This window comes from Mesorhizobium sp. BH1-1-5 (assembly GCF_020165615.1).
In the GTDB taxonomy this organism is placed as follows: Bacteria; Pseudomonadota; Alphaproteobacteria; order Rhizobiales; family Rhizobiaceae; genus Mesorhizobium.
The window spans coordinates 13597-35607 of sequence record NZ_JAIUIM010000025.1; the positions used below are offsets into that span (position 1 = coordinate 13597).

The 22011-nt window shown below is 63.8% G+C and carries 24 protein-coding genes; 12 read left to right on the plus strand and 12 right to left on the minus strand.

From position 1 onward, the window contains the following. Window positions 1–15: 15 nt before the first annotated feature. The 3 genes from hutG to hutI are packed head-to-tail and all read right to left on the minus strand — an operon-like array spanning window position 16 to window position 3601. Window positions 16–834 carry an N-formylglutamate deformylase gene (hutG, locus tag LB572_RS26715; protein WP_224669847.1) on the minus strand — a complete coding sequence of 273 codons (819 nt, stop codon included), beginning with the start codon at window positions 832–834 and terminating at the stop codon, window positions 16–18. Then, complete coding sequence (gene hutH / locus LB572_RS26720) at window positions 834–2375, minus strand: histidine ammonia-lyase (RefSeq protein WP_224669848.1); 1542 nt, start codon at window positions 2373–2375, stop codon at window positions 834–836. Before hutH ends, hutG begins: the two co-directional genes overlap by 1 nt. Then, window positions 2372–3601, minus strand: a complete 1230-nt coding sequence (hutI, locus tag LB572_RS26725) for an imidazolonepropionase (RefSeq protein WP_181179040.1) — start codon at window positions 3599–3601, stop codon at window positions 2372–2374. Before hutI ends, hutH begins: the two co-directional genes overlap by 4 nt. 96 nt (window positions 3602–3697) lie before the next feature. Here hutI and LB572_RS26730 point away from each other — a divergent pair, with 96 nt between their 5' ends. Next, window positions 3698–5053 (plus strand): formimidoylglutamate deiminase, encoded by a 1356-nt coding sequence (locus LB572_RS26730; protein ID WP_224669849.1) that lies wholly within the window; start codon window positions 3698–3700, stop codon window positions 5051–5053. 13 nt (window positions 5054–5066) lie between these two features. Beyond that, window positions 5067–5813 carry a histidine utilization repressor gene (hutC, locus tag LB572_RS26735; RefSeq protein ID WP_224669850.1) on the plus strand — a complete coding sequence of 249 codons (747 nt, stop codon included), beginning with the start codon at window positions 5067–5069 and terminating at the stop codon, window positions 5811–5813. Between the two features lie 163 nt (window positions 5814–5976). Here the strand turns inward: hutC and LB572_RS26740 are convergent, their stop codons facing one another. Further along, window positions 5977–6321, minus strand: coding sequence for a RidA family protein (locus LB572_RS26740; protein ID WP_140801270.1), 345 nt, complete (start codon window positions 6319–6321; stop codon window positions 5977–5979). Window positions 6322–6543: 222 nt separating this feature from the next. Here LB572_RS26740 and aztA point away from each other — a divergent pair, with 222 nt between their 5' ends. From aztA to LB572_RS26760, 4 genes are all read left to right on the plus strand, one after another. Next, the gene (gene aztA, locus LB572_RS26745; RefSeq protein ID WP_140801269.1) at window positions 6544–7368 is read left to right on the plus strand and encodes a zinc ABC transporter ATP-binding protein AztA; all 825 of its coding nucleotides are present in this window, start codon (window positions 6544–6546) and stop codon (window positions 7366–7368) included. Then, a complete protein-coding gene (gene aztB, locus LB572_RS26750) occupies window positions 7368–8243 on the plus strand; it encodes a zinc ABC transporter permease AztB (RefSeq protein WP_224669851.1) in 876 nt (291 codons plus the stop codon). Before aztA ends, aztB begins: the two co-directional genes overlap by 1 nt. Before the next feature lie 27 nt (window positions 8244–8270). Further along, window positions 8271–9212: a zinc ABC transporter substrate-binding protein AztC gene (gene aztC / locus LB572_RS26755; RefSeq protein WP_140801267.1), complete on the plus strand. Its 942-nt coding sequence runs from the start codon at window positions 8271–8273 to the stop codon at window positions 9210–9212. Between the two features lie 147 nt (window positions 9213–9359). Then, window positions 9360–9698, plus strand: coding sequence for a TIGR01244 family sulfur transferase (locus LB572_RS26760; protein ID WP_224669852.1), 339 nt, complete (start codon window positions 9360–9362; stop codon window positions 9696–9698). Here the strand turns inward: LB572_RS26760 and LB572_RS26765 are convergent. Further along, window positions 9695–10162, minus strand: a complete 468-nt coding sequence (locus tag LB572_RS26765) for an Lrp/AsnC family transcriptional regulator (RefSeq protein ID WP_224669853.1) — start codon at window positions 10160–10162, stop codon at window positions 9695–9697. The two genes, LB572_RS26760 and LB572_RS26765, sit on opposite strands and share 4 nt — an antisense overlap. 138 nt (window positions 10163–10300) lie before the next feature. On the opposite strand from LB572_RS26765, the gene hppD reads away from it, so the two are divergent. From hppD to LB572_RS26780, 3 genes are read left to right on the plus strand one after another with little or no spacing between them, the layout of a single operon-like run. Further along, on the plus strand, window positions 10301–11416 hold the full coding sequence (hppD, locus tag LB572_RS26770) for a 4-hydroxyphenylpyruvate dioxygenase (protein ID WP_224669854.1): 1116 nt from the start codon (window positions 10301–10303) through the stop codon (window positions 11414–11416). 58 nt (window positions 11417–11474) lie between these two features. Then, complete coding sequence (locus LB572_RS26775; RefSeq protein WP_224669855.1) at window positions 11475–11702, plus strand: type II toxin-antitoxin system Phd/YefM family antitoxin; 228 nt, start codon at window positions 11475–11477, stop codon at window positions 11700–11702. Beyond that, complete coding sequence (locus tag LB572_RS26780) at window positions 11699–12073, plus strand: type II toxin-antitoxin system VapC family toxin (RefSeq protein WP_224669856.1); 375 nt, start codon at window positions 11699–11701, stop codon at window positions 12071–12073. Before LB572_RS26775 ends, LB572_RS26780 begins: the two co-directional genes overlap by 4 nt. On the opposite strand, the gene LB572_RS26785 is transcribed toward LB572_RS26780, so the two are convergent. The 4 genes from LB572_RS26785 to hmgA all read right to left on the minus strand — a co-directional run bounded on the left by LB572_RS26785 (window position 12074) and on the right by hmgA (window position 15343). Beyond that, window positions 12074–12613 carry a DinB family protein gene (locus tag LB572_RS26785; protein ID WP_140801261.1) on the minus strand — a complete coding sequence of 180 codons (540 nt, stop codon included), beginning with the start codon at window positions 12611–12613 and terminating at the stop codon, window positions 12074–12076. After that, window positions 12610–12906, minus strand: coding sequence for a hypothetical protein (locus tag LB572_RS26790; protein ID WP_140801260.1), 297 nt, complete (start codon window positions 12904–12906; stop codon window positions 12610–12612). The genes LB572_RS26785 and LB572_RS26790 overlap by 4 nt, the downstream gene beginning before the upstream one ends. Before the next feature lie 3 nt (window positions 12907–12909). Next, window positions 12910–13923: a fumarylacetoacetate hydrolase family protein gene (locus LB572_RS26795; RefSeq protein WP_224669857.1), complete on the minus strand. Its 1014-nt coding sequence runs from the start codon at window positions 13921–13923 to the stop codon at window positions 12910–12912. 106 nt (window positions 13924–14029) lie between these two features. Beyond that, window positions 14030–15343: a homogentisate 1,2-dioxygenase gene (hmgA, locus tag LB572_RS26800; RefSeq protein ID WP_224669858.1), complete on the minus strand. Its 1314-nt coding sequence runs from the start codon at window positions 15341–15343 to the stop codon at window positions 14030–14032. 130 nt (window positions 15344–15473) lie between these two features. On the opposite strand from hmgA, the gene LB572_RS26805 reads away from it, so the two are divergent. Continuing rightward, window positions 15474–15920, plus strand: a complete 447-nt coding sequence (locus LB572_RS26805) for a MarR family winged helix-turn-helix transcriptional regulator (RefSeq protein WP_224669859.1) — start codon at window positions 15474–15476, stop codon at window positions 15918–15920. 77 nt (window positions 15921–15997) lie between these two features. Here the strand turns inward: LB572_RS26805 and tdh are convergent, their stop codons facing one another. Further along, window positions 15998–17032: an L-threonine 3-dehydrogenase gene (tdh, locus tag LB572_RS26810; RefSeq protein WP_224669860.1), complete on the minus strand. Its 1035-nt coding sequence runs from the start codon at window positions 17030–17032 to the stop codon at window positions 15998–16000. A gap of 55 nt (window positions 17033–17087) precedes the next feature. Further along, window positions 17088–18275: a glycine C-acetyltransferase gene (locus LB572_RS26815; RefSeq protein ID WP_224669861.1), complete on the minus strand. Its 1188-nt coding sequence runs from the start codon at window positions 18273–18275 to the stop codon at window positions 17088–17090. A 300-nt stretch (window positions 18276–18575) separates the two neighbouring features. Between LB572_RS26815 and LB572_RS26820 the strand changes: the two genes are divergently transcribed. Both LB572_RS26820 and LB572_RS26825 read left to right on the plus strand, forming a co-directional pair. Next, window positions 18576–20645 (plus strand): putative bifunctional diguanylate cyclase/phosphodiesterase, encoded by a 2070-nt coding sequence (locus LB572_RS26820; RefSeq protein WP_224669862.1) that lies wholly within the window; start codon window positions 18576–18578, stop codon window positions 20643–20645. A gap of 71 nt (window positions 20646–20716) precedes the next feature. Next, the gene (locus tag LB572_RS26825) at window positions 20717–21457 is read left to right on the plus strand and encodes a polysaccharide deacetylase family protein (RefSeq protein ID WP_224669863.1); all 741 of its coding nucleotides are present in this window, start codon (window positions 20717–20719) and stop codon (window positions 21455–21457) included. Window positions 21458–21461: 4 nt separating this feature from the next. Here the strand turns inward: LB572_RS26825 and LB572_RS26830 are convergent, their stop codons facing one another. Beyond that, window positions 21462–21980 (minus strand): MarR family winged helix-turn-helix transcriptional regulator, encoded by a 519-nt coding sequence (locus LB572_RS26830; RefSeq protein WP_224669864.1) that lies wholly within the window; start codon window positions 21978–21980, stop codon window positions 21462–21464. Window positions 21981–22011: the final 31 nt, after the last annotated feature.

Genomic DNA, 22011 nt, shown 5'->3' on the forward strand with positions numbered 1-22011 from the left:
GAGTAAGGCGGCGCGTCAGCGCCCGGCCCAGTCAATGGCGGTTTCGAGGATGGTCTTCAGCGTGGCGCGGATCGGCGCGGCGTAAGTCGCGTCGTAAGGCACCGGCCAGTTCTCGGGCGAACCCTTCTGCGACGGCTCGCGCATATAGCCGCGATTGGACAGCTCCATCTGCAGCGCGTGGACGCCGTTTTGGGGCTGGCCGAAGCTTCGCGTGATCCAGCCACCCTTGAAGCGGCCGTTGACCACCCAGGTCTCGCCGGTCGCGGCCAGGATGGCGGCTACCCTTTCCTGCAGCACCGGATCGGTGCTTTTGCCCTCATTGGTGCCTAAGTTGAACACTGGCAGCGTGCCTTCGAACAGGCGCGGCAGCACCGAGCGGATCGAATGGCAATCGTGGAGCACGATCTTTGCGTGCATGCCGCGCAGCCGGTCGATCTCGGCCTGCAGCGCAGCGTGATAAGGCTTGAAATAGGTCTCGCGGCGCTGGTCGATCTCGGCCGGCGTCGGCTCCTCGCCCATGCGGTAGAGCGGATCGCCATCAAAGGTATCTGTCGGGCAAAGGGTTGTCGTCGCCTGTCCGGGATAGAGCGAGACGCCGGACGGATCGCGGTTGACGTCGATGACCGTGCGCGAAATCGCGGTGTGCACGACCGTCGCGCCAAGGTCCCTGGCGAAATCGTAGAGATTGTCGATCCACCAGTCGCAGTCGCGGCGGCCCAGCCAGGTCGAGACCAGCCGCGAGTCGAGGCCGGCAAGGTCGATCCCGGTATGCGGGATCGAGACCAGCAGCGGCGCGGTGCCCTGGGTGACGGTGAGCCAGGAAGGCGTGGCCATCATGCCGCTCCGGCGATCGACGGCAGCGCCACTGCGCTCGCCGCCTTCACGGTGGCGCCGCTGCGCACCATGGCGATCGCCTTTTCCATGTCGGGGTGAAAATGGCGGTCGTTGTCGAGATGCGGGACTTCGGCCCGGACCAGCTTGCGCACTGCTTCCAGCGCCTCGCTGGATGCAAGCGGCTGGTGGAAGTCGCAGCCTTGGGCTGCTGCCAGCAACTCGATGCCGATGACGGCGGTCGCATTCTCGATCATGCCGAGCAGCCGGCGCGCGCCGTGAGCGGCCATCGAGACATGGTCTTCCTGATTGGCCGAGGTCGGGATCGAATCGACGCTTGCTGGGTAGGCCTTCTGCTTGTTTTCCGAAACGAGCGCCGCCGCCGTCACCTGCGGGATCATGAAGCCGGAATTCAGGCCGGGCTTCGGCGTCAGGAAGGCCGGCATGCCGGACAGCGCCGGATCGACCAGCATGGCGATGCGCCGCTCCGACAGCGAGCCGATTTCGCACACGGCTAAAGCGATCATGTCGGCGGCGAAAGCCACCGGCTCGGCGTGGAAATTGCCGCCTGAAAGCGCGGTGTCGTCCTCGGCGAAGATCAGCGGATTGTCGGTGACGCCATTGGCCTCGGTCTGAAGCGTGTCGGCGGCCTTGCGCAGCACGTCGAGCGCGGCGCCCATCACCTGCGGCTGGCAGCGCAGGCAATACGGATCCTGAACGCGCTCGTCGCCGACCCGGTGCGATTCACGGATGGCGCTGCCGGCCATGAGATTGCGCAGCGCATCCGCCGTTTCGATCTGGCCGCGATGCTTTCTCAAGAGATGGATGCGCGGGTCGAAGGGGGCGTCGGAGCCTCGTGCCGCGTCAGTCGACAGCGCGCCAGCGACCAGCGCCGACTGGTAAAGCGTCTCGGCTTCGAACAGGCCGGCGAGCGCAAAAGCTGTCGAAAACTGCGTGCCGTTGAGCAGCGCGAGCCCCTCCTTGGCGCCGAGCGTCACCGGCTCCAACCCATGCGAAACGAAGGCGACCTTGGCCGGGAAGCGGCCGTGCGGGGTGAAACATTCGCCGACGCCGATCATCACGGCCGTCATGTGGGACAGCGGCGCGAGGTCGCCCGAGGCGCCGACCGAGCCTTGCGCCGGCACCACCGGAATGACGTCGTTGGCGAGCATGGCTTCCAGCAATTCTATGGTCTGAGGCCGCACGCCGGATGCGCCCTGGGCCAAGCTGGCGAGCTTCAGCGCCATCATCAGCCGAACCACAGCGACGGGCATCGGCTCGCCGACACCTGCGGCGTGCGAGAGCACGATGTTGCGCTGCAGCGTTTCGAGATCGTCAGCCGGGATGCGGACGCTGGCGAGCTTGCCGAAGCCGGTGTTGATACCATAGACCGGCTCGCCCTTGGCGACGATGCGGGCGACCGCTTCGGCGCTGTCCCGGATCTTCGGCCGGCAGGCGGCGTCGAGCTTCGGCACGGCGCCACGATAGATGGCGCGCCAGTCGGCAAGCGTCGCGTTGCCGGGCGTCAGGGTCAGTTCGGTCATTGTCCTCTCCAGATACGGGCATGGAGCGGGTTGAAGCCCATGCGGTAGACGAGTTCGGCCGGGCGCTCGATGTCCCAGATGGCGAGATCGGCCGATTTGCCGGCTTCCAAAGTGCCGGTCTGGCCAAGCAGGCCAAGGGCGCGCGCGGCTTCGCGGGTGACGCCGGCGAGGCATTCGTCGACAGTCATGCCGAACAGCGTCGCGGCCATGTTCATGGTGAGCAGCAGCGAGGTGAGCGGCGAGGTGCCGGGATTGGAATCGGTGGCGACAGCCATTTTCACGCCGCGTCGGCGGAACAGTTCGACCGGCGGCTTCTTGGTCTCGCGGATGAAGTAGTAGGCGCCTGGCAGGATACCCGCCACGGTGCCGGCCTTGGCCATCGCCGCGGCGCCCTCCTCGTCCGTATATTCGAGATGGTCGGCCGACAACGCGTCATAGCGGGCGGCAAGCGCTGCACCATGCAGGTTGGAAAGCTGGTCGGCATGCAGCTTCACCGGCAGGCCGAGCGCCTTGGCCTTGTCGAAGACGCGCGCCATCTGCTCCGGCGAGAAGGCGATACCCTCGCAAAAGCCGTCGACGGCGTCGGCGAGCTTTTCGGCGGCGACTTGCGGCAGGATCGTCCCGGCGACCAGATCGATGAAAGCGTCCTTGTCGCCCTTGGCTTCCGGCGGCAGGGCATGCGCGGCAAGACAAGTCGTGCGGACGGTGACGGGGCGCTCTTTGCCCAGACGGCGGGCCGCACGCAGCGACTTCTTCTCGTTGTCGGCATCGAGGCCATAACCGGACTTCACTTCGACGGTGGTGACGCCCTCGGCCATCAACGCGTCGAGGCGCGGCAGCGTCTGGGCTACCAGCTCGTCCTCGCTGGCAATGCGCAGCGATTTGACCGAGGAGACGATGCCGCCGCCGGCGCGCGCCACTTCTTCATAAGTGGCGCCGGCCAGCCGCATCTCGAACTCGTTGGCCCGGTTGCCCGCATAGACGAGATGCGTGTGGCAATCGATCAGGCCCGGCGTGATCCAGCGTCCAGCGCAATCGACGGTCTCGGCGCCCTCCCCGGCCGCAGCCGGCATATCGGCCTCAGGGCCGGCATAGACAATAAGCCCATCGCGCGCAGCGACCGCGCCTTTCTCGACGATGCCGAGACCGGCCGCGCCATCGGCCAGGGTCGCCAGGCGCGCATTGCGCCAGACCCGATGGCCGCTCTTCCGGTTTGCTCCACCCATCATCTTTTCCGTTGCTTGGATGGCGATTATGTATATACATATTGGAACGCGACGCAAGTGATAATGTCGCTTGGGCATTCAGATTTGGAGATGGACGTGACGGCGATCTTTGCGGAACAGGCGCTTCTGCCCGGCGGTTGGCAGGGCAATGTGCGGATCGCCTTCGACGGTGGCCGCATCTCGACGGTCGAGACCAGCGCTTCCGCTCGGGCAGGCGACGAGCGCCATGCCATCGTCGTACCCGGCATGCCCAATCTGCATAGCCACGCCTTCCAGCGCGGCATGGCGGGATTGGCCGAACTGCGCGGTCCTTCGGCCGACAGTTTCTGGAGCTGGCGCGAGGTGATGTACCGCTTCGCGCTGTCGATGACGCCAGACCAGGTCGAGGCAGTGGCGGCGCAGCTTTATGTCGAGATGCTGGAGGCCGGTTTTTCGCGCGTCGGCGAATTCCACTATCTGCATCACGACCGCGACGGGCAGCCTTACGCCAATATCGCCGAGATGGCGCAGCGGATCGCCGCCGCCGCGGCCGACGCCGGCATAGGCCTGACGCTGTTGCCTGTCTTCTATGCCCATTCCGCCTTCGGCGGCGCCGCGCCGAACGAAGGCCAGCGGCGATTCATCAATGATGTCGATCGTTTCGGGCGTCTGCTTGAGAAAGCCCGCGAGGGCGTTCGCCCGTTGGAACAGGCCGTCGTCGGTGTCGCGCCGCACAGCTTGCGCGCCGCAACGCCGGACGAGCTCAATGCCGTCGCAGCCTTGGCGCTGGATGGGCCGATCCATATCCATGTCGCGGAACAGGTGAAGGAAGTAGAGGATTGCGTCGCCTGGTCGGGCAAGCGTCCGGTCGAATTCCTGCTCGCCAATGCTGAGGTGGACAATCGCTGGTGCCTCATCCACGCCACCCATATGACCGAGGCCGAAACGATCGCCATGGCGAAGTGTGGCGCGATCGCCGGGCTCTGCCCGATCACCGAGGCCAATCTCGGCGACGGCGCCTTTGCCGCGCCGCTGTTCATCGAGCATGGCGGCCGCTTCGGCGTCGGCTCCGACTCCAATGTGCTGATCGGCCTGCCCGATGAGCTGAGGCAGCTCGAATATTCGCAGCGCCTCGCCCATCGCGCCCGCAACGTGCTGGCCCGCGCAGGCGGATCGACGGGGCGCGCGCTGTTCGACGCTTCGCTCGATGGGGGCAGTCAGGCGCTCGGCGCCGGGCCTTCGCGGATTGCCGCGGGCTGTCCTGGCGATCTCGTCTCGCTCGACCAAAACCATCCATCACTGGCCGGCAACGCGGGCGACGCGGTCCTCGATGCCTGGATCTTTGCCAATGGCAGCAAGGTCGATTGCGTTTGGGTGCATGGCAGGAAGCAGGTCAGCGGCGGCAGGCATGCGAAGCGCGAGGCGGTCGCCGCGCGGTTCCGCGACGTCATGACCGCATTGTCGCAAGGCTGAACAGGATCACCCGATGAGCCTTGTCGAGACAGACGATGTCGAGGGCGGCGAGATCCTCTCGCTGCATCAGCGCATCCTGTCGGACATCCGCGACAAGATCCTGTCGGGCGCCTGGGCGCCAGGACATCGCATCCCCTTTGAGCACGAGCTGACGGCTCAATACAATTGCTCGCGCATGACGGTGAACAAGGCGCTGTCGCAGCTCGCCAAGGCCGGGCTGATCGAGCGCCGCCGCCGCTCCGGCAGTTTCGTGCGCCAGCCGCAGTCGCAGGCCGCGGTGCTGGAACTGCATGACATCAGGATCGAGGTCGAGGCGCTCGGCCTGCCCTACCGCTACGAGCGGCTGGAACGCCTAAAGCGGCGCAGCGGTGCCGAGGATCGCGCGCTGCTCGGGCTTTCCGCGCCGGGTCCGGTGCTTGCCCTGGAGGGCCTGCATTTTGCCGGCGAACGGCCGTTCGCGCTCGAGCAGCGGCTGATCAATCTCTCAGCTGTGGCCGAGGCCGGCGAGGAACAGTTTATCGATATCGCTCCCGGCCCCTGGCTGATCGGCCGCGTGCCATGGAGCGAAGCCGAGCACCGCATCCGCGCCATGGCGGCAGACGAGACAATCGCCGATGCGCTCGACATCGACCCCGGCGCGCCCTGCCTGGTGGTCGAGCGCCGCACCTGGAGCGCCGAGCATCCGGTGACGCATGTGCGGTTCATCTATCCGGCGGAGAGCCACACGCTGGTGGCGAGGTTCACGCCTTCGCAGGGGTGAGGCTGTCACCTTCTCCCCCTTGTGGGAGAAGGTGGATCGGCGCGATAGCGCCGAGACGGATGAGGGGTGTTCCAGCGGAGTGAGGCGCTGGCGTTCCCTGGAACACCCCTCATCCGGCCGCTGCGCGGCCACCTTCTCCCACAAGGGGAGAAGGGAAAAGCGCCTACAGCGCCGCCGTCACAATGATCTCGACCAGATATTCCGGGCCGGCGAGCTTGGCTTCGCCGGTGGCGCGCGCTGGGGTGTGGCCCTGCGGCACCCACTTGTCCCATTCCGAATTCATCTCGGCGAAGGTGCTCATGTCCGCCAGCCAGATGATCGTCTGCACGATCTTGGTCTTGTCGGTGCCGGCCTTGGCCAGCAATTCATCGATGGCCTTCAGGATGTCACGGGTCTGCGAAGCGACGTTGCCGCCGGGCTCGCCGACCTGGCCGGCGAGATAGACGGTGTTGCCGTGAATAACGATCTGGCTCATGCGCGGGCCGACATCGATGCGACGAATGCTCATTGGAGGTTCCTTCGTTGTGGGAGTCGCTGCTCTTTAGAGTCCGAGCCGGCGCGGGGCAAGGCCGGCGGGCGCGAAACCAATTGAGCCAATTGTCCGGGTCCCGAGCGGACCGCCTACACGGCGAGTTGACCGGTCGCGACATAATTCCGCCGGGCTGGCGTGTTGACTAATGTAATAACATCACATATCGACAACCTACCCGATTTCCCGGACCGCTGTTTGATGACCACCGCCTGCCTGACCTTCCGCGACCTGACGCTTGGCTATGGCAGCCACCCCGCCATTCATCATCTCGACGGCATTGTCCGCAAAGGCTCATTGACGGCCGTCGTGGGCGCCAATGGTTCTGGCAAGTCGACGCTAATGAAGGGCATCGTCGGCGTGCTGAAGCCGATGGAAGGCGCGGTGGTCCGCATGCCCGGCGTGCGCACCGCCTATCTGCCGCAGCAGTCGGAGCTCGATCGCTCCTTTCCGGCGCGCGTCGTCGACCTAGTCTCGCTCGGGCTGTGGCCGAAGCGGGGCATGCTCGGCCGCTACACCAGGGAAGACCGCGAGTCGGTCAGCAAAGCGCTGATGGCGGTCGGGCTCGGCGGCTTCGAGAAAAGGCCGATCGACACGCTCTCCGGCGGCCAGCTGCAGCGCACGCTGTTTGCCCGCGTGCTTCTGCAGGACGCCGACCTCATTCTGCTCGACGAGCCGTTCAACGCGGTCGACGCCAAGACCGTCGGCGACCTGATCCAGCTCATCAAACGCTGGCATGGCGAGGAGCGCACGATCATGGTCGTGGTGCACGATCTCGATCTGGTGCGGCAGAATTTCCCGGAGACGCTGCTGCTCGCGCGCCAGCCGGTGGCCTGGGGCGACACAAAGGAGACGCTCAGGCCGGAAAACCTGCTCAAGGCAAGGCGCTTCCACGAGGGGTGGGAAGAGAACGCGCCTTGGTGCGAGCCGAGCGAGGATGATCATGACCATGATCACGGCCATGACCACGACCATCATGATCATACCCACGACCACCGGCATGGCTCCGGACCGAGGGCGGCGTGATGGATTTTCTCCATGGCCTGTTCATCGCGCCCTTTGCCGATTTCGCCTTCATGCAGCGGGCGCTGTTCGGCTCGCTGATGCTGTCGCTCGGCGCCTGCCCGGTCGGCGTCTTCCTGATGCTGCGGCGCATGAGCCTGTCGGGCGACGCCATGGCGCATGCCATCCTGCCGGGCGCGGCCGCAGGCTTCCTGCTCTATGGCCTGGAAATCCTGCCGATGACGATCGGCGGGCTGGTCGCCGGCATCATCGTGGCGCTCGGCGCGGGTGCTGTCTCGCGCTTCACCATCCAGCGCGAGGACGCCTCGATGGCGGCTTTTTATCTCATCTCGCTCGCCGTCGGCGTGCTGATGGTGTCGATCCGCGGTTCCAGCGTCGACCTGATGCATGTGCTGTTCGGCACTGTGCTGGCGCTCAACAACGAGGCGCTGATCCTGATTGGTGGCATCGTCGTGGCGACGCTCGCCTGCCTCGCCCTCTTCTGGCGCGCGCTGGTCGCCGAATGCCTCGATCCCCTGTTCCTGCGCTCGGTGAGCCGCATGGGAAGCCCAGTGCATTTCATCTTCCTCGGCCTTGTCGTGCTCAACCTCGTCGGCGGTTTTCAGGCGCTGGGCACGCTGCTCTCGGTCGGGCTGATGATGCTGCCGGCGGCGGCCGCCCGCTTCTGGACGGCGCGCGTCGAACCAATGTGCGTGCTGGCCGTGCTGATCGGATTTGCCTCCTGCATTTCAGGACTGCTTCTGTCCTACCACGCCTCGCTGCCCTCTGGCCCGGCGATCATCCTCTCGGCCGGCGTCGTCTATTTCTGCTCGATCCTGTTCGGCACGCGTGGTGTGTTGCGCGCCCGCATCGTGCATCACCGACACCGCACCGCCTGATCCCAATACCCAAGCAAGGAGACTCCAATGCTGAAATCCTTCCGTGCCGCTTTGGCCCTGAGCGTTATAACATTAAGCGCCTTTGCGACGTCTTCGGCCTTCGCGGCACCGCTGAAAGTAGTGGCGAGCTTCACGGTGATTGCGGACTTCGCGAAAAATGTCGGCGGCGACCGGGTCAACATCACCACCATCGTCGGTCCGGATGGCGACGCGCATGTCTATGAGCCGAGCCCGGCCGACGCCGTGGCGATGGCCGGCGCCGACGTGGTGCTGGTCAACGGCCTGCATTTCGAAGGTTTCCTGCAGCGCCTGGTCGACGCCAGCGCCACAAAGGCTGCGATCGTGACGCTGACCAAAGGCGTGACCCCGATCGACTTCAAACCGGAATTCGCCGATGCGGATGCCGCCGAAGGCGCTGGCACTGGCGGCGGCAAGACTGTCACCGACCCGCACGCCTTCCAGTCGATCGCCAACGCCAAGATCTATGTGAAGAACATCGCCGAGGCGTTCTGCACGGCCGACAGCGAGGGCTGCGACAGCTACAAGGCCAACGCCGCCGCCTACACCACCAAGCTCGATGCGCTGGAGACCGAAGTGAAGGCGGCGATCCAGTCGATCCCTGAAGAAAAGCGGGTCGTCATCACTTCGCATGACGCCTTCGGCTATTTCGAGCACGAATACGGCCTGACCTTCCTGGCCCCGCAAGGCGTCTCGACCGACTCCGAGCCTTCGGCCGCAGACGTCGCAAAGCTCGTCAAACAGGTCAAGCAGGACAAGGCTACCGCCATCTTCATCGAGAACATCACCAATCCGCGGCTGATCGAGCAGATCTCAAGCGAATCCGGCATCAAGGTCGGCGGCACGCTCTATTCGGACGCGCTGTCTGGGCCCGACGGCCCCGCCTCGACCTATATCGACATGATGCACAACAACATCACGCAGATCAAAGGCGCGATCCTGGGAAGCTGATCGGTCGAGTATCCAACCGGGCACGAAGCGGCCCGGTTGGAATTTTCTGCGCGCGATGTCTATTTGGCAGAGAATTCCTTCAATGCGGATTGCCGCTCCTCACCCGGAGTGGCAAGACTGCGCCAAAGAGATCGCGAGGACGACACCATGGAATACCGCCAGATCAGCGACGACTATTCGGTCTCCGGCCAGATCCAGCCGCAGGACATCGCCGCCATCAAGGACGCCGGCTTCAAAAGCGTGATTTGCAACCGGCCGAACGATGAGCAACCCGGCCAGCCTTCGGCCGAGAGCGTCCAGGCCGCGGCAGAGGCGTCAGGGCTTTCCTTCCGCTACATCCCGGTCATCAGCGGCCAGATCACCATGGACAATGTCGAGGACCAGGCCGCCGCGCTGGACGAGCTCGAAGGGCCGGTCTTCGCCTATTGCCGGTCAGGCGCGCGCTGCACCAATCTTTATGGGCTGATCCAGCAGCAGCGCAGCTAAATAGGCAGAGAGCCGGTTTCCTTCAACGTCTCCAGCACGATCGCCGTCTTTACATGCTGCACGGATTCGTGCGGCAGGAGCACGCCGTTGACGAACTCCGACAGCGACTTGAGATCGGGCGTCACCACCTTCAGGATGTAGTCCATCTCGCCGGTCAGCGCGTGCGCCTCCTGTACCTCCGGTAGCCGCGCCACCAGTTCGCCGAAGCGGCGGGCGTTGTCCCGGTTGTGTGTCGCCAGGGTCACCGAGATGACGTTGACCAGCGAAAAGCCCAGACGGTCGCGGTCGAGCACGGCGCGGTAACCCTTGATATAGCCATCGTCCTCCAGCCGCTGGCGGCGGCGCGAGCATTGCGATGGCGAGAGGTTCACACGCTCCGAAAGGTCGTTGTTGGTGTAGCGCGCGTCATCCTGCAAAAGCGCCATTATCTTGCGGTCAAACTGATCAAGGCGCGCATCATCCATGAATACTCCTCCATTCATGCACAATTTGCGCACATCATGAGCATTTCAAGCGGTTGAATGCAAGCACCGTGCGGCGACTCCGCGCTATCATGGTGAAAGATGGCCAAGACCGGCCGCAACAGCTTTCGGAGGACTGCCATGGGCCCCTTCCCGCACGACGCCCCGCCCGCCAGGATCAGCAAGCAAAACCCCGCCGGCACCGACGGCTTCGAGTTCGTGGAATTCGCGCATGCCGAGCCGGCAAAGCTTGCCGAGCTGTTCACCCGCATGGGCTATGTCGCGGTGGCCAAGCATCGCTCGAAGGACATCACCGTCTGGCGTCAGGGCGACATCAACTATGTCGTCAATGCAGAGCCTGGCTCGCATGCGATGAAGTTCGTCGAAAAGCACGGCCCCTGCGCCGCCTCGATGGCCTGGCGCGTGGTCGATGCCAAGCATGCCTTCGACCATGCGGTATCGAAGGGCGCCACGCCCTATCAAGGCACCGACAAGGCGCTTGACGTGCCGGCGATCGTCGGCATCGGCGGTTCGCTGCTCTATTTCATCGAGGCCTATGGCGAGAAGGGCTCGGCCTATGACGCCGAGTTCGAATGGCTGGGCGCGCGCGACCCGAAACCGGAAGGCGTCGGCTTTTACTTCCTCGACCACCTCACCCACAATGTCTATCGCGGCAACATGGACAAGTGGTGGGACTTCTACCGCGACCTGTTCGGCTTCAAGCAGATCCATTTCTTCGACATCGACGGCAAGATCACCGGTCTGGTCAGCCGCGCCATCACCTCGCCCTGCGGCAAGATCCGCATTCCGCTGAACGAGTCCAAGGACGAGACCAGCCAGATCGCCGAGTATCTGAAGAAGTACAATGGCGAGGGCATCCAGCATATCGCGGTCGGCACCGACGCCATCTACGAGGCCACCGACAAGCTCGCCGCCAACGGGCTGAAATTCATGCCCGGCCCGCCCGACACCTATTACGAGATGTCGCACGACCGCGTGCATGGCCATGACGAGCCGATCGAGCGCATGAAGAAACACGGCATCCTGATCGACGGCGAAGGCGTCGTCGATGGCGGCATGACCAAGATCCTGCTGCAGATCTTTTCGAAGACGGTGATCGGCCCGATCTTCTTCGAGTTCATCCAGCGCAAGGGCGACGAAGGTTTTGGCGAAGGCAATTTCCGCGCGCTGTTTGAATCGATCGAGCAGGACCAGATCAAGCGTGGCGTGATCAAACTGGACGGCAAGGCGGCGTAGCGCCTGAGCTTGCGGCTCGACCGATTATGACCTAAATTATGGTCATAAGAGGTCTGGTATGAACGTTCCGATGGCAAAAGCCAAGGCGCAACTTTCCGAGTTGGTTAAACGTGCCCAGGCTGGCGAAACGATCCATCTGACAAAGCATGGAGAGGTTGTCGCGACCTTGAGCGCTCCCGTTCGGGCTGGCGGGAGCGAAGGCCTGTTTGGAGCCCTGAAAGGCCAAATCTGGATAGCGGATGATTTTGATGAACTCGGTCCCGAATGGGACGAGTACATTAAATGAGCCACAGATATTTGGTCGACACCCATATTCTGCTTTGGGTGCTTAACGCAGACTCACGTCTTTTGGATCACCACCGTGACATTTTTCTGGCGGGCAAGGATGTAACCGTCAGCACCATCTCGGTGGCTGAGATTGCCATCAAGAAGTCGCTCGGTAAGATCACACTCACCGGCAATATCGTCGACATTCTGCGATCGAACGGAATCCCAATCCTTGGCGTCAACGAACTGCATGCGGCAAGGCTTGAACACTTGCCGCTCCATCATCGCGATCCCTTTGACCGCCTGCTCATCGCACAGGCTCAAATTGAAGGCCTCATTCTGGTCACCGCGGATCGGCATTTTTCAGCCTACGACGTAGCGCTGGCTTGATCATTCCAGCCCCAGCCGCTCGACCTCGCCCTTCCTGAGCTTCGCGTCATAATCGAGCAGAAACTCATCCAATTGCGGCGGCGCCACCGAAGTGCCGGAAAGCATGGCATGCACCTGGCCGCGATGATGGATGTCGTGCAGGAAGACATGGGCGAGGATGTCGCCGATCCTCTCGGGGATCATGCCGTCCTCGCGCCGGTCGGTGATGACGCGGCGATCAAGATCGGCCTCGGACAAGCCGTCGCAGAAGGCGATCAGCCTGCGGTCAAAATCGGCCTGCGCCGCCGCCAGGCTTGCCGCGCCGTCGAACGGTACGAAATCGTCATAGGCCGAGGCGTCGAGACCGCCATCGGCCAGGAAGTCGAGATAGAGAAGGTCGACCGCGAGGATGTGGTTGAGCGTCTCCCTGATCGACGGGAAGAAGCTGGTGCGTCTGGCCTCGAATTCGCCCGGCTTCAGCGCAAGCACAGCGCGGTAGAGCCGGTCGTTCGACCAGAGATTGTTGCGCGCCATGCGACGCAGATGCTCGAGCAAGGTCATGGCGCGCTTCCGCTGGCCAGGCCGATGCCGGCGGCCATGGCCAGGAAGCCGGCGACGACGACCAGCAGCAGCATGATCATGCGCCGCCGCAGCGCTTGCGTCTCCGCGTCCCGCGCCACGTTCAGATTGGTGATGGTGTGGAACAGCATCGCCTTGCGCGGAACGCCGCTCCGGTTGGTGAGGCCCGGCGAACGCGCCTCGATGCGGTAACTCAGCCGGGTCGCCTGAACGAAAACCACCAGCATGGCCAGCGCCCACAGCCCAAACAGCACATAGAGCGCTTCGCCCGGCATCAGCTACCCTTCGTATTTCTCGACCTTCTGCTCGATGGCGCCGAAGATCGAATGTCCGGTTTTGTCCTTCATCTCGATGCGCACCGTGTCGCCGAAGCGCAGGAAGGGCGTCTTCGGTTCGCCTGACTCGATGGTCTCGATCATGCGCAGCTCGGCGATGCAGGAATAGCCAGCGCCGCCCGCCGAGACGGGCCTGCCCGGCTTGCCATCCAGCTTGTTGGAGACCGTGCCCGAGCCGACGATGGTGCCGGCGGCGAGCGGCCGGGTCTTAGCGGCATGCACGATCAGCGCCGGGAAATCGAAGGTCATGTCGATGCCGGCATTGGCGCGGCCGAACGGCTTGCCGTTGAGATCGGCGAGCAGCGGCAGGCTGACCTTGCCGCCGTCCCAGGCATCGCCCAATTCGTCCGGCGTGACCGCGACCGGCGAGAAAGCCGAAGACGGTTTCGACTGGAAGAAGCCGAAGCCTTTGGCCAGCTCCGGTCCGGTGATGGCGCGCAGCGTCACGTCGTTGACCAGCACGACGAGGCGGATCGCCTCTTTCGCCTCCGCCAGCCCGGCGCCCATCGGCACATCGTCGACGATGACGGCAACCTCCGCCTCCATGTCGATGCCGAAAGCCTCGTCGGCCATGCGGATAGGGTCGCGCGGCGGAATGAATGAGTCCGAGCCGCCCTGGTAGATCAGAGGATCGGTCCAGAAGCTTGCCGGCATCTCGACGCCGCGCGCCTTCCGCACCAATTCGACATGGTTCACATAGGCCGAGCCGTCGGCCCATTGATAGGCGCGCGGCAGCGGCGAATGCGCGTCATGCTCGTGGAAGCGCGCCGAAGGCACCGCGTTGGTTTCCAGCGATTCCGCCATGGCCGCCAGATGCGGCGCGATGCGGCGCCAGTCGTCGAGCGCGGCCTGCAGCGTCGGTACCAGGAAGGAAGCGTCGGTGAACCGCGTCAGATCGCGCGAGACCACGACCAGCTTTCCGTCGCGCGTCCCGTTCTTCAAAGTGGCAAGCTTCATGCGGTTTCCTCTCCTGGCGGCCTTTTCACCGCTTTGTCACACATCAAAGCGCGCGCGGGCGATCGTCAAGTCGCCCGAGCGAGTTTTCCTGACAATGATGCGCCGATCAGGACCAATCGCCTTCGGGCGTGCCGTTGAAGCGCTTCTTCAGGTCGGCCCAGCAATCGATGTAGTTCTCCTGCAGTGTGCCGAGCTCGGCGGCATAGCGGGTCAGCATCTGTGGAAAGCGGGTCTCGAACATGAAGGCCATGGTGTTGTCGAGCTTGACCGGCTTCAGCTCCGCGCGGGTCGCCTTCTCGAAGCCGGAAGCGTCCGGTCCATGCGCCAGCATCTGGTTGTGCAGGCTGATGCCGCCAGGCACAAAACCTTCCTCCTTGGCGTCGTACTGGCCGTGGATCAGGCCCATGAACTCGCTCATGATGTTGCGGTGGTACCAAGGCGGCCGGAACGTGTTTTCCGCCACCAGCCAGCGCGGTGGGAAGATGACGAAGTCGACATTGGCGGTGCCCTCCTCGCCGCTCGGCGCCGTCAGCACGGTGAAGATCGACGGATCCGGGTGGTCGAACAGGATGGCGCCGACCGGCGAAAACGTCGCAAGATCATATTTATAGGGCGCGTAGTTGCCGTGCCAGGCGACGACATCCAACGGCGAATGGCCGAGCTCGGTGACGTGGAAAGAGCCGCACCATTTGACAATCAGCCGGCAGGGCGTCTCCTTCTCTTCGAACCAGGCGCAGGGCGTCTTGAAGTCGCGCGGATTGGCCAGGCAATTGGCTCCGATCGGGCCGCGGTCAGGCATGGTGAACTTTGCGCCATAATTCTCGCAGACATAGCCGCGTGCTTCCTTGTCGGCGAGCTCGACTTTGAAGACCAGGCCGCGCGGCAGCACGGCGATCTCGCCGGGCCGAAGCTCGATCACGCCCATCTCGGTGACGAAGCGCAGCGCGCCGACCTGCGGCACGACCAGCAATTCGCCGTCGGCATTGAAGAAATGATCGTCCACCATCGAGCGGTTGGCGACATAGACATGCGCTGCCATGCCGGACTGGCCGACCGCATCGCCTGCCGTGGTGAAGGTGCGCATGCCGGAGATGAAGTCGGTCGGCTCGCCGGGCATCGGCGTCGGGTTCCAGCGGTATTGGCCGAGCGCCAGCTCGTGGTCGCCGATGCTAGGCCCGGTCTTCCACAAGGGATAGCTCGCGCCCTTGAAGCGGCCGGTGTGCTTTACGCTCGGACGGATGCGGTAGAGCCAGGAGCGCTCGTTGGTGCCGCGCGGCGCCGTGAAGGGCGAGCCGGAGAGCTGCTCGGCATAGAGGCCATAGGCCGGTCGCTGCGGCGAGTTGCGGCCCTGCGGCAGCGATCCAGGCAGCGTCTCGGTCTCGAAATCATTGCCGAAGCCCGGCATGTAGGAAAAGCCCATCCGATCCTCCCTGATCCCGGCTTTGCAAGCTCCCGAAGCGTTGCCCGCCGGCGATGTTGACCAAACTGGTTTCGTTTGTAACCATCGAAAATGTAACTATCAACGGCTGGCTGCATCCCGGGAACGCTTCATGGAACCGGACACCCTCGAACTGGAAAGCTTCCTGCCCTACCGGCTCTATCGGCTGGCAGACACCATCAGCCGTGAGTTTTCGCGCATCTACAAGGAGCGCCATGGGCTGACACGGCCGGAATGGCGCACGCTCTCCGGGCTTGGCGAGCGCGGCACGATGACGGCGACGGAGCTCGGCGAGCAGTCGGCCATGCACAAGACCAAGGTTTCGCGCGCCGTGGCCGAGCTGGAGCGAAGGCGCTGGCTGACGCGGACAGCTGACGAGAATGATCGGCGCGTCGAGCATCTGGCGCTGACCAAGGCGGGGCTGGCTGCGTATCGGGAGATGGTGCCGCTGGCTAAGGCGTTTGAGAGGGAGCTGCTGGAGAGATTGAGCGTGGAGGAGCGAATGGCGGTTGTGGGAGGGGTGGCGGCGCTGGAGGGAGCCTTGGAAGAGAAGAGCTGATAGGCTGGCGCGAGGCTCCCCTCTCTGTCCTGCCGGACAGAGAGGGGAGCGGAGGAACTCGGCGTCTCTTTAAAGCGCTACCAATCCATCACCACCTTGCCCGAACTCCCGCTCCGCATCGCATCGAACCCAGCCTGGAAATCATCGATCCCGATCCGATGCGTGATCAGCCCCGAAACATCCAGCGGCCCCTGCACCAGGGCGATCATCTTGTACCAGGTCTCGAACATCTCGCGGCCGTAGATGCCCTTCAGATGCAGCATCTTGAAGATGACCTTGTTCCAGTCGATCTCGAAGCCGGTCGGCGCGATGCCGAGGATGGCGATCTTGCCGCCATTGTTCATGGTGTCGATCATGTCGCGGAAGGCGGGCGCCGCGCCCGACATCTCCAGCCCGACGTCGAAACCTTCGCTCATGCCGATCGACGGCATCACGTCGCGCAGCTTCTCCTTCGAGGCGTCGACGACATGCTGGACGCCGAGCTTGCGCGCCAGATCCAGCCGGACGGGGTTGATATCGGTGATGACGACCTTGCGCGCGCCCACGCATTGCGCCACCAGCGCCCCCATGATGCCGATCGGGCCGGCGCCGGTGACCAGCACGTCCTCGCCGACCAGATCGAAGGACAAGGCGGTGTGAACGGCATTGCCCAGCGGATCGAAGATGGCGGCGATCTCGTCCGGCACATCGTCGGGGATCGGCACGACATTATGCTGCGGGATGACCATGTATTCGCCGAAGGCGCCGGGGCGGTTGACGCCGACGCCGAGCGTGTTGCGGCAGAGGTGCCCTCGCCCGGCCCGGCAGTTGCGGCAATGGCCGCAGACGATATGGCCTTCGCCCGAGACGCGCTGGCCGACCTTGTACTCGGTGACCGCCGCGCCGAAATCGGCAACGGTGCCTACGAATTCATGACCGGTCACCATCGGCACCGGCACGGTCTTCTGCGCCCACTGGTCCCAATTGTAGATGTGGACGTCGGTGCCGCAGATCGCGGTCTTCTTGACCTTGATCAGCACGTCGTTGGGGCCGATCTCCGGCATCGGCACCTCTTCCATCCAGATGCCCGGCTCGGCCTTGGCCTTCACCAGCGCCTTCATCATGTTGGACATCAGGATCTCCCAATGGTTTGGAGGCTTGCGCCGTAGAGCGAAGACATTTGCAAATTTACCCAACCACTCCGAGCTCGCGCCCGACTTCCCCGAACGCCTCGACCGCGCGGTCGATGTCGGTGCTGGAATGGGCAGCCGACATCTGGGTGCGGATGCGCGCCTGGCCTTTCGGCACCACGGGGAAGGAGAAGCCGATGACATAGATGCCACGCTTCAGCATCCGCTGCGCCATCTCCTGCGCCAGCGCCGCGTCGCCCAGCATCACCGGAATGATCGGATGATCGGCGCCGGCCAGCGTGAAGCCAAGCTTGCCCATCTTGGACCGGAACCGGTCCGCATTGGCATACAGGTGCTGGCGCAGCGCGTCGCCATTGCGGATCAGGTCGAACACCTTGATCGAGGCGCCGGCGATTGCCGGCATCAGAGTGTTGGAGAAGAGATAGGGCCGCGAGCGCTGGCGCAGCCAGTCGACCACCTCTCTCTTGCCCGACGTGTAGCCGCCGGAGGCGCCGCCCAGCGCCTTGCCGAGCGTCCCGGTGATGATGTCCACCCTGCCCTCGACGCCGCAATGCTCGGCCGAGCCGCGGCCTTGTCTGCCGACGAAGCCGACCGCATGGCTGTCGTCGACCATGACCATGGCATCATATTTTTCGGCGAGGTCGCAGACGCCCTTGAGGTTGGCGATGATGCCGTCCATCGAGAACACGCCGTCGGTAGCGATCAGCCGGAAGCGGCAGTCCTTCGCCTCCTTCAGGCGGGCTTCGAGATCGGCCATGTCGTTGTTGGCGTAACGGAAGCGCTTCGCCTTCGACAACCTGACGCCATCGATGATCGAGGCGTGGTTCAACGCATCGGAGATGATAGCGTCCTCCTCGCCAAGCAGTGTCTCGAACAGGCCGCCATTGGCGTCGAAGCAGGACGAGTAGAGGATGGTGTCGTCCATGCCGAGGAAGGAGGAGATCGTCGCCTCGAGCTCCTTATGCTCTTCCTGCGTGCCGCAGATGAAGCGCACCGAGGCCATGCCGTAGCCGTAGCGGTCGAGCGCGTGCTTTGCCGCGTCGCGCAAATCCTGGTTGTCGGCGAGGCCGAGATAGTTGTTGGCGCAGAAATTCAGCACCTTCTGGCCGCCGACCTCGATCTCGGCGGACTGCATGGAGGAAATCACCCGTTCGGACTTGTAGAGCCCGGCCGATTTCAGGCCCTGGAGCTCACTGTCGATGTGGGAAAGGAATGCTTTGCTCATGGTCCGGCCCTGTTCGGTTCGAGGCCGGACTGTCGCGCCATGGCTACAAAAAATCCATCGCAAAAGCGACCGCTTCGGTGGCGTCGCAAAAGCCCGGTCGCAATCCTTTGCGACGGCGCTGCGGCATTACGATCAAAAAAGGGGTGAGCGGGAAAGGACGTGATAACCATCTTGCGAGCTTTGTCGAACCGCCACTACGGCCGCCAACGTCCCTTGCCGACCTGTTAACTCTTTCAAGGCAAGCGTTTTCCTGCCACGAATCCAGGGCAGGAATCCGTCGACCGGAGGGGTCAGCAAGTTATGTCGCAGCAGCCAGTGCATAGCGTTTCGCGCAAGCTGATCCTGCTCATCAAGACCGGCTACTGGCTGGCGCTGACGATCATTGCCGCCATGGTCGTGGCCTCCTTCATCCTTCTGCAGCAGCTTATGGCGCAACAGCAGCACAACGACACGCTGCTCGACATCGTCTCGACGCAGAAGGCGCTGTCGCAGCGCATCGTCTTCCTGGCCAGCGCCACCGGCGCCGCGGCGCGCGACAAGCAGCCGGCGCTGGTCACCGCGCTCAAGCAGGCGACGGGCGAGTTCGAGACCAACTACGACCGGCTGCTCAAGGAGACGGGCGCCGATCCGCTGTCACCAGCGCGCAACGATCCGAAATCGATCGAATATGTGCTGTTCAGCAAGCCTTTCCATCTCGATTACTTCTCGGTCGGCCTCGTCGCCAATGGCGACAGGCTGGCTTCGTCCTTCGAATCGCAGCTCGGCATGCAGAGCGATGGCTACAAGGGCGGCGGCGAACGCGTCGGTCTCGACGCCTCCGTCGCCAACGCGACGATGTCGGGCTATGCCGCGCTCGGTCAGCGTATCAGCGCCTTCGCCAACGAAAAGGCCGGCAATATCCTCGATCTGCACCGCAAGCTGTTCTTCGCCACCCTCGGCGTCATCGTGCTGGTGGCGCTGTTCATCTTCCGGCCGATGTCCAACGCCATCCTTCGCAAGACGCGCGAGCTGGTCGACGCCCGCAACTCCATGGCCTTCATCGCCGTGCATGACGGCCTGACAGGGCTGCACAACCGCACCTTCCTCACCGACCATTTCGACACGCTGATCAAGGGCGCGCACCGCCGCCGCGAGCGCCTGGCGGTGATCCAGTTCGATCTCGACCGCTTCAAGCAGATCAACGACACTCTGGGGCACGCGGCGGGCGACTATGTGCTGGTGGTGACCGCGCAGCGCATGCGCGATTCCTGTCGCGCCTCGGATCTGTGCGCAAGGCTCGGCGGCGACGAGTTCGTCATGATCCTCAACGGCGCCGGCACCACCGAGGATATCCATGCGCTGGCCAAGCGCATCCTGGGCGAGATCAACGAGCCGATCACGTTCCAGGGCACGACCATCATGCCCGGCGCCAGCGCCGGCATCGCGGTCTACCCGGTCGACGCCGACAATGCTCAGGACCTGCTCGTTCATGCCGATCTGGCGCTCTATTCCGCCAAGAAGCTCGGCGGCGGCAGCTTCTCCTTCTTCTCCGAGGAACTGCGCCGCGAGCTCGACTACCGCAAGCAGCTCGAACAGGACATCCGTACCGCGATCGCCAACAGGAGCTTCGAGGTCTATTTCCAGCCGCAGGTGTCGCTGACCAGCGGCAAGATCAGCGGCATCGAGGCGCTGGTGCGCTGGAAGCACGAGACGCGCGGCATGATCTCGCCCGGCGAATTCATTCCGGTCGCCGAGAAATGCGGCTTCATGCCGGATATCGGCCGTATCGTCATCGGCAAGGCGATCGAGGAAGCCGCGGAATGGGATCGCGCCGGCATCGATTTCGGGCGCATCGCCGTCAATGTCTCGGGCACGGAGCTGCGTGAGCCCGATTTCGACGCCTTCCTGTTCGGCACGCTGGAGCGCGCCGGGCTGGCGCCGCAGAAACTCTCGCTGGAAATCGTCGAATCCGTCATCCTCGACGACGAGAAGACCGGCATCGCCGCCAAGCTCAGGCACATCCGCGCCGCCGGCGTGCATCTCGAACTTGACGATTTCGGCACCGGCTATGCCTCGCTCAGCCACGTCAATCCGAACGAGATCGACCGGCTGAAGATCGACCGCCGTTTCGTCCAGAACATCAACGAGAATGGCGACAACACCAAGATCGTGCGCGCCATCACCGAGCTTGCCCGGGGACTCGGCATCTCGATCGTTGCCGAGGGCGCCGAAACCGAGGCCGAACTCGACTCGCTGATGGCGATCGGCTGCGACCAGGTGCAGGGCTATTCCATCGCCTTCCCGATGCCGCAGGACAAGGCGCGCGAGTGGCTGATCGCGCGCAGCCCCAAGAAGGCGAAGTTGAAAGTGCTGCAGGGCAGCTTAGCCTAGCAAGAACGTCGACAAACTTGACACAACCGGGCGGGCTTGGCGGCCTATCTGATCGCAACCGGACCTCGCGGATGCCGCTTCGTTTCATATTGCCGTTCCTGCTGCTGCTTGTCGTGTCGCCGGCTTTGGCCGCCGACCGCACGATCTATCTCACCTTCGACGACGGTCCGTTGAACGGCACCAGCAACATTCTCGACGTGCTGCAGGCCGAGCAGGTGCCGGCGACTTTGTTCATGGTCGGCATGCATGCCGAGGCCAACGCCACCAATCGGGCGCTGCTGCAGCGGGCGAAATCGATGCCGCTGGTGATGATCGGCAACCACAGCTACAGCCACGCCTATAACCACTACCGGCATTTCTACGGCGACACCGAGGGCGTGGTCGCCGACATGCTCAGGGCCAATACCGTGCTCGGCTTGAAGCCTGCCGTGGATGCCCGGTTGCCGGGGCGCAATGTTTTCAGATTGCCCAGCTATTCGAAGAACGACAATTCGCTGGGGTTGGCGCAGGCCGGCCGCGAGGATCCGGACTACGAATTCGTCGCGGCGTCGGGCTTCTGGCTCTATGGCTGGGATCACGAATGGGTGCATGAGGACAGCGGCAAGCCGGTGCAGAGCGTCGACCATCTGGTCAGCGAGATCGACCATCTGTTCGGCTACGGCCATTTCGCCAAGCCGAACAAGCTGATCCTGCTCATGCATGACGAGATGTTCCAGGACACCTTCAACGGCAAGGCGAAGCTGACTGCCCTGATCGCCGCGCTCAAGCTGCGCCGCTACGCCTTCGGCGCGATAGCGGGTTACGATCGCTAGAAGATCATGACTTGATTGCGCGAGCCGGCCCGCCAGGGCGAGGCGGGATGTCGTTCTCGTCACCGGGGAAAGATGCCAGCAAACGTCCGAAGCTCGACGCTTCGACGTTCGCCCGCAGCGCCGCGAGCACCTCGGCGAATTCCGCCAGCCTGTCGTAAGGAATACCTGCCCGCAGCCGCTTGTCGAAGGCGACGGCCGCGAGACGAAGCTTTTCGAACAGCGCTTCGCCGGACTCGGTCAGCGCCACCTGATGGACCCTGCGGTTTTCAGGATCGCGGCGGCGCGTCAGCAACCCTTGCGCTTCCATGGCGTTGAGGTGATGCGTCAGCGTCGCGCCCTGGATGCCGATCATGCCGGCAAGCTCACGTTGGTTGGCCAGTTCCTTGGACTTGACCGACAGCAGGGTCAGCCAGACCGGCAGCGTGCCGCCTGCTTCGGCCATGGCAGCATCGAAAGCCTGCGCCACCACTTTCGAGGTGCGGGTGAGATTCATGCCGACGGGCGGGCGGTCAAACGGTGTCATGACGTGACAGTAGAGCATGCAATGGCAAGGT

Coding starts and splice junctions, on each gene's coding strand:
- hutG (WP_224669847.1), bottom strand. CDS start 834: ATGGCCACGCCTTCCTGGCTCACCGTCACCCAGGGCACCGCGCCGCTG.
- hutH (WP_224669848.1), bottom strand. CDS start 2,375: ATGACCGAACTGACCCTGACGCCCGGCAACGCGACGCTTGCCGACTGG.
- hutI (WP_181179040.1), bottom strand. CDS start 3,601: ATGGGTGGAGCAAACCGGAAGAGCGGCCATCGGGTCTGGCGCAATGCG.
- hutC (WP_224669850.1), top strand. CDS start 5,067: ATGAGCCTTGTCGAGACAGACGATGTCGAGGGCGGCGAGATCCTCTCG.
- LB572_RS26740 (WP_140801270.1), bottom strand. CDS start 6,321: ATGAGCATTCGTCGCATCGATGTCGGCCCGCGCATGAGCCAGATCGTT.
- aztA (WP_140801269.1), top strand. CDS start 6,544: ATGACCACCGCCTGCCTGACCTTCCGCGACCTGACGCTTGGCTATGGC.
- aztB (WP_224669851.1), top strand. CDS start 7,368: ATGGATTTTCTCCATGGCCTGTTCATCGCGCCCTTTGCCGATTTCGCC.
- aztC (WP_140801267.1), top strand. CDS start 8,271: ATGCTGAAATCCTTCCGTGCCGCTTTGGCCCTGAGCGTTATAACATTA.
- LB572_RS26760 (WP_224669852.1), top strand. CDS start 9,360: ATGGAATACCGCCAGATCAGCGACGACTATTCGGTCTCCGGCCAGATC.
- LB572_RS26765 (WP_224669853.1), bottom strand. CDS start 10,162: ATGGATGATGCGCGCCTTGATCAGTTTGACCGCAAGATAATGGCGCTT.
- hppD (WP_224669854.1), top strand. CDS start 10,301: ATGGGCCCCTTCCCGCACGACGCCCCGCCCGCCAGGATCAGCAAGCAA.
- LB572_RS26775 (WP_224669855.1), top strand. CDS start 11,475: ATGAACGTTCCGATGGCAAAAGCCAAGGCGCAACTTTCCGAGTTGGTT.
- LB572_RS26780 (WP_224669856.1), top strand. CDS start 11,699: ATGAGCCACAGATATTTGGTCGACACCCATATTCTGCTTTGGGTGCTT.
- LB572_RS26785 (WP_140801261.1), bottom strand. CDS start 12,613: ATGACCTTGCTCGAGCATCTGCGTCGCATGGCGCGCAACAATCTCTGG.
- LB572_RS26790 (WP_140801260.1), bottom strand. CDS start 12,906: ATGCCGGGCGAAGCGCTCTATGTGCTGTTTGGGCTGTGGGCGCTGGCC.
- LB572_RS26795 (WP_224669857.1), bottom strand. CDS start 13,923: ATGAAGCTTGCCACTTTGAAGAACGGGACGCGCGACGGAAAGCTGGTC.
- hmgA (WP_224669858.1), bottom strand. CDS start 15,343: ATGGGCTTTTCCTACATGCCGGGCTTCGGCAATGATTTCGAGACCGAG.
- LB572_RS26805 (WP_224669859.1), top strand. CDS start 15,474: ATGGAACCGGACACCCTCGAACTGGAAAGCTTCCTGCCCTACCGGCTC.
- tdh (WP_224669860.1), bottom strand. CDS start 17,032: ATGTCCAACATGATGAAGGCGCTGGTGAAGGCCAAGGCCGAGCCGGGC.
- LB572_RS26815 (WP_224669861.1), bottom strand. CDS start 18,275: ATGAGCAAAGCATTCCTTTCCCACATCGACAGTGAGCTCCAGGGCCTG.
- LB572_RS26820 (WP_224669862.1), top strand. CDS start 18,576: ATGTCGCAGCAGCCAGTGCATAGCGTTTCGCGCAAGCTGATCCTGCTC.
- LB572_RS26825 (WP_224669863.1), top strand. CDS start 20,717: ATGCCGCTTCGTTTCATATTGCCGTTCCTGCTGCTGCTTGTCGTGTCG.
- LB572_RS26830 (WP_224669864.1), bottom strand. CDS start 21,980: ATGACACCGTTTGACCGCCCGCCCGTCGGCATGAATCTCACCCGCACC.